The organism is Staphylococcus haemolyticus, from assembly GCF_006094395.1.
Classification (GTDB): domain Bacteria; phylum Bacillota; class Bacilli; order Staphylococcales; family Staphylococcaceae; genus Staphylococcus; species Staphylococcus haemolyticus.
Map to the genome: position 1 here is coordinate 1162937 of NZ_CP035291.1, position 14268 is coordinate 1177204.

Here is a 14268-nt window from a genome sequence, read left to right on the forward strand (position 1 = left end):
TAATAAATTGGAGGACAATAATATATGTCTAGTTTAGTTTTAGCGATTAACGCTGGTAGTTCTTCTTTAAAATTCCAACTAATAAGAATGCCTGAAGAAACTCTAGTAACAAAAGGTTTAATCGAACGTATCGGTATTAAAGATTCAATCTTCACAATTGAAGTGAATGGTGAAAAAATTAAAGATGTTAAAGATATCAAGGATCATGAAGAAGCTATTAACATCATGTTAGACAGTTTCAAACAACATGGCATCATTGATGACATTAATGATATTGCTGGTACAGGACATCGTGTCGTGCACGGTGGTGAGTTATTCCCAACGTCTGCATTAGTTACAGATAAAGTGGAAGAACAAATTGAATCATTAAGTGAATTAGCACCATTGCATAACCCTGCTAACTTAATGGGTATCCGTGCATTCAGAAAATTATTACCAAACATTCCTCATGTAGCAGTGTTTGATACTTCATTCCACCAATCAATGCCAGAACAATCATATTTATATAGCTTACCTTACCAATACTATAAAGATTATGGCATTCGTAAATATGGTTTCCACGGTACAAGTCACAAATATGTATCACAACGTGCTGCTGAAATCATGAATAAACCAATTGAAGAGTTACGCATTATCTCTTGTCATATTGGTAATGGTGCATCAATTGCTGCCATCGATGGTGGTGAATCAATCGATACATCAATGGGGTTCACTCCATTAGCGGGTGTAACAATGGGTACACGTTCAGGTAATATCGACCCTGCATTAATTCCATTCATTATGCAAAAGACTGGTCAAAACGCCGAAGAAGTTCTTAATGTATTAAACAAAGAATCAGGTCTACTTGGTATTTCAGGTACATCAAGTGACTTACGTGACCTTGAAAGTGATGCAGAAGAAGGAAAAGAACGTGCACAATTAGCACTAGACGTATTTGCTTCAAGAATTCATAAATATATTGGTTCTTATGCTACAAGAATGCATGGCGTGGATGTCATTGTATTTACAGCTGGTGTAGGAGAAAACTCTTCAACAGTTCGTGCTAAAGTATTAGAAGGCTTAGAATTCATGGGCATCTATTGGGATCCTAAGAAAAATGAAACAATCCGTGGTGAAGAAGGATTTATCAATTACCCACACTCACCAGTTAAAGTTATTGTTATTCCAACAAATGAAGAAGTTATGATTGCTAGAGATACAGTTAAATTTGGCGAATTATAATTTATTAATACTGACAACATGCATTGTAATTAGGGCTCTATGTCAAATCGGACTGATGAGTCCTAATATTGAGATTAAGCAACCTTAGGTTGTTTAATCTCTTTTTTTGTTGTTGAGGCAAATAGTCGCGAAGTTATAATAATTCTATTACGTAAATTATCATAATTTCTATAACCAAAAGATACCCTTTTAATGAGTTTGATTTTATTATTAATTCCTTCTAACGGACCGTTGGTCAGGTTAGAATATGTCATAGTATTTTCAATGAAAGTTGCTAATCGTCTTAAAGTTCTAATGACTGGGCGTAATTTAGGACACACATCTGAAAGATGAATAGAAAAGAGTTTATGATTAAATTTCTCTATTTGGTTTTCTTTTAAAAATCGTCTTAGCTCATGAACGTAGTGATATGTATTATATAATTCTTCATCTACATCTAATAAGTAATTTACAATGCCTTTTTCAGTTTTCCACTCTTTAAATAAATGGACTTTACGATAATTAAATGCCTCTAGCGTTTCAAAAGGTTTAAGAAATAATTTCCAATAACTTTTATATTTATTATAAAGCGGTCTATTTGAGGCCCTATAACAATTCATTACATGAACTCTAGACATATTTAACGCTCGATTTAAGGATTGAACAATATGAAAACGATCAATAATAATCTTCGCGTTAGGAAATAATTGCTTGATTAGCGACATATATGGTTCATACATATCAATCGTTACTGTTTTGACTTTTTGTCTTAGTTTCAAAGAATAGCGATAAAAATGATCTTTTAACGATTTTAACTTACGATCCGCTACCACATCTACGATGCGGTGCGATACAGCATCTGCATAAATAAAGCTCATTTTCCCAGTTACATTTTTAACACTTTTAAATTCGTCCATCATTAAGTGTTCAGGTAAAGCATCAAAAGAAGACTGACCTACGTCGCTTGCCGCTTGATTAATCACTCTAGACACAGTCATTGATGATATTAAGCATGACTTAGCGATAGATTTTTGAGAGCGGCATTCTTGTGCTTTATTTAAAACTGCAAGTTTTGTTTTATTTGAAATAAAGCAATGAGCGTCGACAATATTAGATTTAGCAGTAAAATGACTATCGCATGTTTTACAATAAAATCTTTGTTTTTGAAGATTTAAATAAGCGGGCATTTCCATAATTTTAAGCAAAGTAATCGTTGAGGTTTTCTTACCATTTTTTACTATAGAGAAATTATCATTTTTAGCTAAACAATTTTCACAATATGTAGGTTGATAAGTGAGCTCGGCATAATAAAACAGGCTCATTCGTCCTTTATATTTTTTCTCAATCACTTCGTCTGAAAAATTGATATTTTTATCTTTAATTCTTAATGTTTTTAATATAGACTTACACATAGGCGCATTACCTTTCTTTTTTATTTTGTTTGGTAGCTAATAATTATAGAGGTAATTGCGCCTTTTTTCTATTCAAAAACATAAAAATTGGACTGATGAATTTTGTCATCAGTCCAATTTATTATAGAACCTAATTAGACAATGTATGTTGTCTTTTTTAAATAAAATTGTGACAAATAAATAATGACGATAAAGTCAAAGACCTTATCGCCATATTAAACTCACTTTGTAAATGAATAGTTAGATATAACTATTATGAATATTGTTTTCTAAATTCTGGAGTTGCAACTTCAGGTTGGAAATCTTCAGGAATTTCTTCTGTACGCACTACTAATACATCACATGGTGCGTGACGTACAATTGCTTCAGATACAGAACCGACAATAAATCTTTCAACGGCATTTAAACCTGAAGTACCACACATAATTAAATCTACACCTAATTCACTTGCTAATTTTTTAGGGATAATTGCTTTAGGAGAACCAAACTCTAAACGAGTTTCAACGTTAGTTACTCCAGCACGCGTTGCAACTTCTTGATAACCTTTTAATAATTCTTCAGAGAAACTTCTAGACTTCTCAGTGAATTGTGCATCGTATACTTCATAAGAAGAATACGTTCTTGAATCGATAATGTTCACTATAGTTAATTTAGCGTCATTACGTTTAGCTACGTCTACTGCTTTATTGAAAGCCCACTCAGCTTCGTGTGAACCATCAACTGCGATTAAAATGTTTTTGTATGTTAACATCTTAATAACCCCCTTAGCTTTTCTTACTTATATATTACCACAAATTTCAGAATTTTTACTCTTTATATTTTAACAATAATGTGTACTTTTTCTGATTGCGCTTTCATTGGTTTAGCGTTACGATAGTGATGGAGGTGGATGGAATGAAAATTGGTATTCCAAAAGAGATAAAAAATAACGAAAACAGAGTTGGTTTGTCACCAAGTGGTGTACATGCATTAGTTGAGCAAGGACATACAGTACTTGTTGAGAAAGATGCTGGTTTAGGTTCATTCTTTGAAGATAAAGATTACAAAGATGCAGGTGCTGACATTGTATCTGAACAGTCATCTGTATGGGATGTAGAAATGGTTATTAAAGTTAAAGAACCATTGGAAGAAGAGTATAAATATTTCAAAGAAGGACTCATCTTATTTACATACCTACATCTTGCTAATGAAGAAAAATTAACTCAAGCGTTAGTTGATAATAAAGTCGTAGGTATTGCCTATGAAACGGTTCAATTACCTGACCGTTCATTACCATTATTAACACCAATGAGTGAAGTTGCAGGACGTATGTCTGCTCAAGTTGGTTCACAATTCCTACAAAAATTTAACGGTGGAATGGGTATTTTACTTGGAGGCGTTCCTGGAGTACCAAAAGGTAAAGTATCTATCATCGGTGGCGGTCAAGCTGGTACAAATGCGGCTAAAATCGCACTAGGTTTAGGTGCTAATGTTACAATCTTAGATGTAAACCCTAAACGATTAGCTGAATTAGATGATTTATTTGATGGCCGTGTGAACACAATTATGTCTAACCCATTAAATATTGAAAATGCAGTAAAAGAAAGTGATTTAGTTATTGGTGCCGTATTAATCCCTGGTGCAAAAGCACCTAGCTTGGTAACTGAAGATATGATTAAACAAATGAAAGATGGTTCAGTGATTGTTGATATCGCTATTGACCAAGGTGGTATTTTTGAAACTACAGATAAAATTACGACACACGATGATCCAACATATGTAAAACATGGTGTTGTTCACTATGCAGTTGCGAATATGCCAGGTGCAGTACCTCGTACATCTACAATTGCATTAAATAATGCAACATTACCTTATGCGCAATTATTAGCAAGTAAGGGTTACCGTGAAGCATTCAAAGCAAACCACGCATTATCTTTAGGTTTAAATACGTACAAAGGTCATGTAACTCATAAAGGTGTAGCTGAAGCGTTCGGTTTAGAATACACATCTGTTGAAGATGCATTAAAAGAAGATTAATAATTGATTTAATATAAATAATCCAGTTGAGTACATAGTTATTTTACTATTAACTCAACTGGATTTTTAATTTTTATTTATCATAGTGTGTTAGTATTTCATAACCATTTTCAGTTACTAAAATATCATCTTCAATACGTACGCCAGCAACATTAGGTACATATATACCAGGTTCTATCGTAATAACCATTCCCGCTTCAAGTAGGTTTGAATTTGTACTTGAAACATCTTGATATTCATGCTCTTCTAAACCAAGGCCATGTCCTAATCTGTGAGGGAAATAATCACCGTATCCAGCATCACTTATAATGTCTCTAGCGATTTTATCAATATCTTGTAAAGGGACGCCTGCTCTAATTGCCTCAATTGCATTGGTTTCTGCTTCTAAAACAATATTATAAATTGTTTGAGCTTCTTCAGAAGGGGTTCCGAATTTTACTGTACGTGTCATATCGCTACAATAATGATTATATATAACCCCTAAATCAAATAATACATATTCATCTTTAACTAGTTTTCTTTCTCCTGGTGTTCCGTGAGGTGATGCAGCGTGATCTCCAAATAATACCATTGTGTCAAAACTCATCTCACTAACACCAAATTTTTTGATTTCATTTTCAATATGATTGACTACTTCACGTTCTGTTACACCGACTTTAAGGAATTCGGTACCAATTTCGATGCATTTGTCAGCGAGCTTTGCCGCTTCGCGAATATTTTCAATTTCGGATTCGTTTTTAATATTACGTAATTCTTTAATTGTTTGATCAATATCGCCATAGTGCTGAACACCAAAGTTTTGAGTTAACTCGCGTTGACGTTTTACTGTTAAGTGTTCACTTTCAATCAATAACTTATTAAAAGATAACGGATCAATTTCAAAAGGATTCTCAGTATCTAAGTAACCAATGATTTTTCCTTCAAATGGAGAATTCTTAACTTCTTCAACTTCCATCTTTGGACAATATAAGGTTTGATCTCCATTTGCTGTAATTAATAGTGCAAATAGTCTCTCGTGAGGTTCGCTTCTATACCCAGTGAAGTAGAATACATTGAGAGGAGTTGTTATCCATGCAGCGTCAGCTTGTTCATGTTGTAATTGTTTAGTTATTTTTTCGATTTTACTCATTCAATCATCTCCATTAAGTATTTATGTTAATTTTACGTCTAATCAGCTTAGAATTCAAAATTATTTAATATAATAAGCGATTATTTTAGTTTCATGTTATATCTTTAATAGCTAGGGTATAATTATAATAATCAAGCAATAGGAGGCTATAATTATGAAACTTTCTTTTCATGGGCAATCAACGATTTATTTTGAAGGTAATGGTAAAAAAGTAATTGTAGATCCATTTATTTCGGGTAATGACAAATGTGATTTAGATGAACAAACATTAGATGTAGACTATATAATTTTAACTCATGGTCATGCTGATCACTTTGGCGATGTAGTTGAATTAGCAAATCGTAATCACGCAACGGTTATAGGTTCTGCTGAATTACAAGGGTATTTAAGTACTTATCATGGTGTAGAAGATGTTCATGGTATGAATATCGGTGGCAAAGCTAAATTTGATTTCGGTAGCGTTAAATATGTTCAAGCTTTCCATAGTTCAAGTTTCACACATGAAGATGGTATCCCTGTTTACTTAGGAATGCCAATGGGACTTATATTAGAAGTTGAAGGTAAAACGATTTATCACATGGGTGATACAGGATTGTTTAGTGATATGAAGTTAATTGCTGAAAGACACCCTGTAGATGTATGTTTTGTCCCAATTGGTGATAACTTTACTATGGGTATTGATGATGCAAGTTATGCAATTAATGAATTTGTTAAACCTAAGATTTCAGTTCCAGTTCATTACAATACTTTCCCATTAATTGAACAAGATCCACAACAATTTAAGGATGCAGTACATGAAGGTGAAGTACAAATATTAGAACCTGGTGAGTCTGTATCATTTTAATAGATTTTAAATAAATATGAAGTGATTAATTAGTTAAATGAAATTAATAAGCACAAAGGTGATTTATACATGAACAATCATCTTTGTGCTATTATTTTGACGCATCTTTTGAAATTTTACTAACTATTTTACAATCAGTACAGGGATGGTAGCACGTTTTGCTACTTTATGACTTACACTACCTAATACGAATTTTTTCTGAGATTCAGCTTTACGGTTACTTAATACGACGATTTCATATTTACCACTATTAGCGTGTTTCACTAATTCGTCCTTAGGGTTACCACGTACGATGATTTGATCATAATCAATGCCATAGTCTTCTAAAGTAGTTCGTGTTTTTTCTAGCAATTGACTACGTTTTTCAGTCAATTCATTAATATGCGTACCAGCTTTAATTGATGCTTGTGCATCCTGTTCGCCAATCGCATTTAAAATAGTTACTACGGTATCTGGACCTGCTAATTTTGATACTTCCTTCAACGCTTTCTCATTTTTTAATTGAGTATCTACACCTAATAAAATATTTTTATACATAGGTCATCCCTCCTCATAAACAATTATATATAAAATGTTTTAATTTTACCAATGTATATAATTAAAATAATTAAAGATTTAATTAACATAACTTGATTTATTAATTAATAAAAAATCAAACTGATGAAGCGTTTCTAAAACTAATTAATTTACATTTTCTAAATCGATTTTTTATGATTAAAAAGTTATAATAAATAAAACACTGTACATTATAAAGAGGTATTATCAATGACTAAACATGAACAAATCATAGCATACATAGAATCGTTAAATGTTGGCCAAAAAATTTCTGTCAGGAAAGTTGCCAAAGTAATGAAAGTATCTGAGGGAACGGCATATAGAGCTATAAAAGATGCCGGACAACTTGGGTTAGTAACTACCATTGATAGAGTAGGTACAGTACGTATTGATAAAAAGAATCGTGAGGAGATTGAGAACCTTACGTTTAATGAAATTTTAAATATCATTGATGGAGATATCATTGGTGGCAAAAATGGATTAAAAAAAAGTGTTTCAAAATTTGCGATAGGTGCAATGGAACTTAAAGATGTGGTTAAATATTTAAGTCATCATACATTGTTAATCGTAGGTAATAGGCCGGATGTTCAGTTAGAAGCGTTAAAAAGAGGTAGTGGCGTACTTATTACTGGAGGTTTTAAAACGACACAAAAAATTATTGATTATGCTAATAATCATGATTTACCAATCCTGTCTTCAAATTATGATACATTTCTTGTAGCGAATATTATCAATAGAGCAATGTATAATCAAATGATTAGAAAAGAAATTTTAATAGTTGAAGATATAGTGAAACCAATTAACGATATGACGGTAATTTTTGATGAAATGGGTATTGAAGATTATAAATCACGTGCCAAAGTTACAGGTCATTCAAGGTTTCCAGTTGTAGATAAAGATTGGCGATTAGTTGGTATCGTTACGAGTAAGGAAGTCATCCAAATGAACTCGGATGATACCATTGCTAAAGTAATGACGAAACGTCCTATCAATGTTGAATTAAATACTACGGTAGCGAGTTGTGCTCACATTATGATTTGGGAAGGGATTGAGATATTACCCGTAACTCAGAATAAAAGAGCAATAGGTGTAATAACGAGAGATGACGTATTAAAAGCGATGCAACTTATTGGCAGACAACCTCAAATAGGTGAGACGATTAATGATCAAATAGCGAAACATATTACGATTTCACAAAGTGACATTTCGGTTGAGGTTTCTCCGTTATTAACCAATCAATATGGAACATTAAGTAAGGCTGTATTTGTCGCTATTATTGAAGAAACAATAAAGCATGAATTGCGAAAATATAAAAAGGTAGATGTTATGATTGAAAGTTTAAATATCATCTATATTAAAACTGTGCCAATTGAAGCATCAATTAGAGTACAATATGACATGCTCGATGTTGGAAGGAACTTTGCAAAATTGGAAGTCGCGATGGTAAGTGGTAATGAAAAAGTCGCAAATGCAATGATAATTTGTCAGATGTTTGAAGATATGCAAAGTATTTAATTTTAAAGTAATAAATCTAATTTAAGGAGATATAACAATGGTAGAAATTTTTAATGAAATCATGCAAAGAGTTAAAGAGGCAGAAACAATTATTATTCATAGACATGTGAGACCTGATCCAGACGCTTATGGCTCACAACTTGGATTAAAGTTATATCTTGAACGAAAATTCCCTGAAAAAAATATCTATGCTACAGGTGAAGCTGAACCATCATTATCATTTATAGGAGACTTAGATGAAATTGATGACAGTGTATATAGTGATGCACTTGTAATTGTATGTGATACTGCAAATGCACCACGTATTGATGATCAAAGATATTTAAATGGACAGTCATTAATTAAAATAGATCATCATCCTGCTACTGATCAATATGGTAATGTAAATTTTGTTAATACTGAAGCATCTTCTACAAGTGAAATTATATTTGATTTCATCTCACATTTTAATGATCTAAGTATAATTGATGAACATGTAGCTCGAGTATTGTATTTAGGTATTGTTGGAGACACAGGGCGATTCTTATTTAGTAATACATCACCTCATACAATGGAAGTTGCTAGTCAATTATTGGCATATCCATTCAATCACAATGCTGAATTAAATAAAATGTCCGAAAAAGATCCTAAGTTAATGCCTTTCCAAGGATATGTTTTACAAAATTTTGAACTATCAGATTCACATGAATATTGTCAAATTAAAATAACTAATGATGTTTTAAAGCAGTTTGACATTCAGCCTAATGAAGCTTCTCAATTTGTAAATACAGTTGCGGATATTAGCGGTTTGAAAATATGGATGTTTGGTGTAGATGAGGGAGATCAAATTAGATGTCGTATTCGATCTAAAGGGATCACTATTAATGATGTCGCTAATCAATTTGGTGGGGGAGGCCACCCAAATGCATCAGGTGTGTCAGTCTATAGTTGGGATGAATTTGAAGAATTAGCACAAGCTTTACGTCAGAAATTATAAATTTAAGAAAGGAAGTCATTCATGGTTGCTCATTTAAATCTTCATACAACATATGATTTATTAAATTCTAGTTTGAGAATCAATGATGTAGTTAAAAAAGCACAAAATAATCATTATGATACATTAGCGATTACTGATACTAATGTCTTATATGGCTTCCCTAAATTTTATGATGCTTGTATTAAAGCCAATATTAAACCAATTTTTGGAATGACAGTTAACGTTACGGATGGTTTGTATACAATTGAGACTGTGGTTTTAGCTATAAATAATGATGGCTTAAGATCACTATTTCAACTCTCTTCTGCAATTAAAATGAAGCAAAAAGAGGTTATATCAGTTGAGTGGTTAAAAAAGTATTCAACAAATTTTGCAATCATATTTAAACAAGCAAATCAACCTCATTATTCTATAGTTGAACAATTTCAAAACCATCAAAATATATTTATAAATCATTCAAGCGACTTAGCATTTTATAATAATATAAGAGTAGTTTGGTTTAAAAATGCACGATACTTAAATCAAGAAGATGTTGAGACGATTCCAGCACTTGAAGCAATTAAAAATAATACTAAGATAGATCTGGTTAATGATACTGAAGATATTGGGGAACATTTTCCTAAACAAAATGAATTAGAAACATTAAATATAGATAGAGAGGTATGGAATAATACACTTGAACTAGCTAGTTTATGTAATGCAAGCTTAGAATATCATCAAAATTTACTACCTAAATTCGATGCACCATCAGGTAATTCTTCAAAAGAGTATTTATGGTCACAACTCCAATCAAGTTTAAAAAAGATGGAATTAAATCATGATGAACGCTATACAAAAAGATTAGAACATGAATATCGCGTTATAACTGAAATGGGTTTTGAAGACTACTTTTTAATTGTGAGTGATTTAATTCACTACGCTAAAACACATGATGTTATGGTTGGTCCTGGGCGGGGGTCCTCAGCTGGTTCATTAGTTAGCTTCCTGCTCGACATTACTACAATAGATCCAATTAGATTTAATTTATTATTTGAACGTTTTTTAAATCCTGAACGTGTAACAATGCCTGATATAGATATTGATTTTGAAGACACGCGTAGGGAAAGAGTCATTCAATACGTTCAAGACAAATATGGAAAACATCGTGTTTCGGGTATTGTCACATTTGGACATTTATTGACTAGGGCTGTTGCAAGAGATGTAGGTCGCATAATTGGATTTGATGATAAAACTTTAAATGAAATTTCTAAGTTAATACCTCATCAACTTGGTATAACTTTAGATGAGGCATATGAGGATGAGCAATTTAAGCAATTTGTACATAGAAATCATCGACATGAAAAGTGGTTTGAATTAAGTAAGAAATTAGAAGGCTTACCTAGACATACTTCAACACATGCAGCAGGTATTATTATTAACGATCAACCTCTATATAATTATGCACCACTAACATTGGGCGATACTGGTTTATTGACGCAATGGACGATGACAGAAGCAGAGCGAATTGGTTTACTTAAGATTGACTTTTTGGGGTTAAGAAATTTATCTATCATACATCAAATTATCACTCAAGTAAAAAAAGATTTAAATATTTCTTTAGAGATTGAAGAGATACCGTTTAATGATGTAGACGTATTTAAGTTATTATCTAGAGGAGATACAACTGGAATCTTCCAACTTGAATCTGAAGGTGTAAGAAAAGTATTAAAACGACTTCAGCCTGAACATTTTGAAGATATCGTTGCGGTTACGTCTTTATATAGACCAGGACCTATGGAGGAAATTCCGACTTATATTTCACGACGACACAACGAAAGTGAAATTAAATACTTACACCCTGATTTAGAACCCATACTTAAAAATACGTATGGTGTAATAATTTATCAAGAACAAATTATGCAAATCGCTAGTCAATTTGCTAGCTTTAGTTATGGACAAGCAGATATTCTACGTCGTGCCATGAGTAAAAAGAATAGAGCAGTATTAGAAAGTGAAAGACAACATTTTGTTGAAGGTGCGATAAAAAATAAATATGATGAGAAGATAAGTAAACAAATATTTGATTTAATTCTTAAGTTTGCTGATTATGGATTTCCTAGAGCACATGCGGTAAGTTATTCAAAAATTGCATATATCATGGCATATTTGAAGGTTCACTATCCTAATTATTTTTATGCTAATATTTTAAGTAATGTCGTTGGTAATGAATCTAAAACAGCGGCCATAATTGATGAAGCTAAAAATCAAAAATTGAAAATTTTGCCTCCTAATATTAATGAAAGCCATTGGTATTATAGAGCAACTAAATCAAATATTTATCTATCCTTAGGTGCTATTAAAGGTGTTGGTTATCAGAGCGTTAAATCAATTGTTGATGAAAGGTATCAAAATGGTAAGTATAAAGATTTCTTTGATTTTACTAGACGAATACCAAATCGCATAAAGACTAGAAAATTACTTGAATCATTAATATTGGTAGGCGCTTTTGATACTTTTGGAAAAACACGTTCAACTTTATTAAGTTCTATTGATCAAGTTTTAGATGAAGTGTCAAATGTAGAACAAAACGATTTATTATTGGATATTTTAACACCTAAACAATCCTACGCTGATAAAGATGAATTTAGTGATCAAATGATTAGTAGTTACGAAATGGAATACTTGGGATTTTATGTTTCTAATCATCCAGTCGAAAAGCAATTTAATAAAAAGCAATATTTAGGTATCTATACACTAAGTAATGTTGTAAATCACAAACCTATTTTGGTTCAAGTAGATCAAATCAAACAAATAAGGACCAAGAATGGTCAAAATATGGCATTTTTAGTTCTAAATGATGGACGACATACGATGGATGCAGTTTTATTTCCAGATAAATTCAAACGTTATGAAACTCAATTAAATGAGAGAGAAATGTATGTTGTTTGGGGAAAATTTGAAAAGAGAAAACAACAATTGCAGCTCATTTTAAATCAAATGGATTCAGTTGAACATTTTGAAGTAACTAAAATAAATGAGGCATCTCAAATTATTTTAAGAAACATTCAAAACTTAGATGAAATTAAACAAATTCTTAATGATCATAAAAACAACCATATGATTAAAGTGAATATATATAATGAACAAACTGGAGAACTTGATTATTTGGGTAGTATGGATAAAACATCGAATGAAATTAAAAACTTTGTTGAGGCTTTTGATCCAAAAGATATAAGAATTTTATAACTTTTATGTATAAAAAAATTATGATATAGTAAACTGATGATTTATAAAATAAAGTCATCAGTTTATTTTATCTTAAAAAATTTTAAATGCAGAGAATATATATTCATTATACTGATGAACTTTCGATATTTTAGTAAATAAACAGGGGTTGATTTAATGTCTTTAAGAGATGATGCATTACAAATGCATAAAGAAAATCAAGGTAAGTTGGAAATTACACCTAATATCAAAGTTACTAATAAAGAAGAATTAAGTTTAGCTTATTCACCAGGCGTAGCAGAACCGTGTAAAGAAATACATGAAGATCCAAGAACTGTATATGATTACACGATTAAAAGAAATACTGTGGCTGTTGTTACTGATGGCACTGCAGTTTTAGGTTTAGGTAATATTGGTGCCTCAGCTAGTATTCCTGTTATGGAAGGTAAAGCTGTTCTTTTTAAAAGTTTTGCAGGTATAAACGGTGTACCTATCGCTTTAGATACTAAAGATACAGAAGAAATTATTAGAACAGTTAAATTAATTTCACCTAATTATGGAGGAATTAATCTAGAAGATATTTCAGCGCCAAGATGTTTTGAAATAGAAGATCGTCTTAAAAAAGAAACTAATATTCCAGTCTTCCATGATGATCAACATGGTACAGCGATTGTTACTATGGCTGGTTTAATCAATGCACTAAGAATTGTCGATAAAGATTTATCTGATATTAAAGTTGTGTTAAATGGTGCAGGTGCAGCAGGTATTGCAATTGTTAAATTATTAGATTCTTATGGTGTCAGAAATATGATAATGTGCGATTCAAGAGGTGCTATTTTTGAAGGTCGATCTTATGGTATGAATGACACTAAGGATTATGTAGCTAAATTCACTAACAAAGATAAAATTGAAGGTTCATTACAAGATGTAATTAAAAATGCTGATGTATTTATAGGTGTTTCAGTTGCTAGCTTACTATCACAAGACATGGTTAAATCAATGGCGGATGATGCAATCATCTTTGCAATGGCTAACCCAGATCCAGAAATCAAGCCCAATGATGCTAAAGAAGCAGGCGCTAAAGTTGTAGGAACAGGTCGTTCAGATTTTCCAAACCAAATTAATAATGTACTTGCGTTCCCAGGTATTTTTAGAGGTGCATTAGACACTGAATCAACACACATAAATGAAGATATGAAGAAAGCGGCGGTTGAAGCGATTGCTAATCTTATAGATGAAGATGAGTTGAATCCGGATTATTGTATTCCTGGTCCTTTCGATAAAAGGGTAGCTCCTTCAGTTGCACGTGAAGTTGCAAAAGCAGCAATGGAAACTGGCGTGGCAAGAATTGAAGTGGATCCTCAAAAAGTTTATGATAAAACAATGCAATTAACAGACTTGAAATAACCTAGAATTG

11 protein-coding genes are annotated in these 14268 nt (G+C 32.0%); 7 read left to right on the forward strand and 4 right to left on the reverse strand.

Annotated elements, in window-relative coordinates; all coding sequences use genetic code 11:
• Positions 1-24 precede the first annotated feature (24 nt).
• Complete coding sequence (locus tag EQ029_RS05645; protein ID WP_011275513.1) at positions 25-1221, forward strand: acetate kinase; 1197 nt, start codon at positions 25-27, stop codon at positions 1219-1221.
• Between the two features lie 74 nt (positions 1222-1295).
• On the opposite strand, the gene EQ029_RS05650 is transcribed toward EQ029_RS05645, so the two are convergent.
• Positions 1296-2612: an ISL3 family transposase gene (locus tag EQ029_RS05650; protein WP_011275929.1), complete on the reverse strand. Its 1317-nt coding sequence runs from the start codon at positions 2610-2612 to the stop codon at positions 1296-1298.
• 253 nt (positions 2613-2865) lie between these two features.
• Positions 2866-3363, reverse strand: coding sequence for a universal stress protein (locus tag EQ029_RS05655; protein WP_011275514.1), 498 nt, complete (start codon positions 3361-3363; stop codon positions 2866-2868).
• A gap of 143 nt (positions 3364-3506) precedes the next feature.
• Between EQ029_RS05655 and ald the strand changes: the two genes are divergently transcribed.
• Positions 3507-4628, forward strand: a complete 1122-nt coding sequence (ald, locus tag EQ029_RS05660) for an alanine dehydrogenase (RefSeq protein ID WP_011275515.1) — start codon at positions 3507-3509, stop codon at positions 4626-4628.
• Positions 4629-4701: 73 nt separating this feature from the next.
• On the opposite strand, the gene EQ029_RS05665 is transcribed toward ald, so the two are convergent.
• Positions 4702-5757: a M24 family metallopeptidase gene (locus EQ029_RS05665; RefSeq protein WP_011275516.1), complete on the reverse strand. Its 1056-nt coding sequence runs from the start codon at positions 5755-5757 to the stop codon at positions 4702-4704.
• A 154-nt stretch (positions 5758-5911) separates the two neighbouring features.
• Between EQ029_RS05665 and EQ029_RS05670 the strand changes: the two genes are divergently transcribed.
• Positions 5912-6601 (forward strand): metal-dependent hydrolase, encoded by a 690-nt coding sequence (locus EQ029_RS05670; protein ID WP_011275517.1) that lies wholly within the window; start codon positions 5912-5914, stop codon positions 6599-6601.
• Between the two features lie 123 nt (positions 6602-6724).
• Here the strand turns inward: EQ029_RS05670 and EQ029_RS05675 are convergent, their stop codons facing one another.
• Positions 6725-7138 (reverse strand): universal stress protein, encoded by a 414-nt coding sequence (locus EQ029_RS05675; protein ID WP_011275518.1) that lies wholly within the window; start codon positions 7136-7138, stop codon positions 6725-6727.
• A 228-nt stretch (positions 7139-7366) separates the two neighbouring features.
• Here EQ029_RS05675 and EQ029_RS05680 point away from each other — a divergent pair, with 228 nt between their 5' ends.
• The 4 genes from EQ029_RS05680 to ystJ all read left to right on the forward strand — a co-directional run bounded on the left by EQ029_RS05680 (position 7367) and on the right by ystJ (position 14258).
• Positions 7367-8671, forward strand: a complete 1305-nt coding sequence (locus EQ029_RS05680) for a DRTGG domain-containing protein (RefSeq protein WP_016930827.1) — start codon at positions 7367-7369, stop codon at positions 8669-8671.
• 37 nt (positions 8672-8708) lie between these two features.
• Positions 8709-9647 carry a DHH family phosphoesterase gene (locus EQ029_RS05685; protein ID WP_016930828.1) on the forward strand — a complete coding sequence of 313 codons (939 nt, stop codon included), beginning with the start codon at positions 8709-8711 and terminating at the stop codon, positions 9645-9647.
• Positions 9648-9668: 21 nt separating this feature from the next.
• Entirely contained in the window at positions 9669-12872 is a 3204-nt protein-coding gene (locus EQ029_RS05690; RefSeq protein ID WP_016930829.1) for a DNA polymerase III subunit alpha, read from the forward strand.
• A 156-nt stretch (positions 12873-13028) separates the two neighbouring features.
• Positions 13029-14258, forward strand: coding sequence for an NADP-dependent malic enzyme (gene ystJ / locus EQ029_RS05695; protein WP_016930830.1), 1230 nt, complete (start codon positions 13029-13031; stop codon positions 14256-14258).
• Positions 14259-14268: the final 10 nt, after the last annotated feature.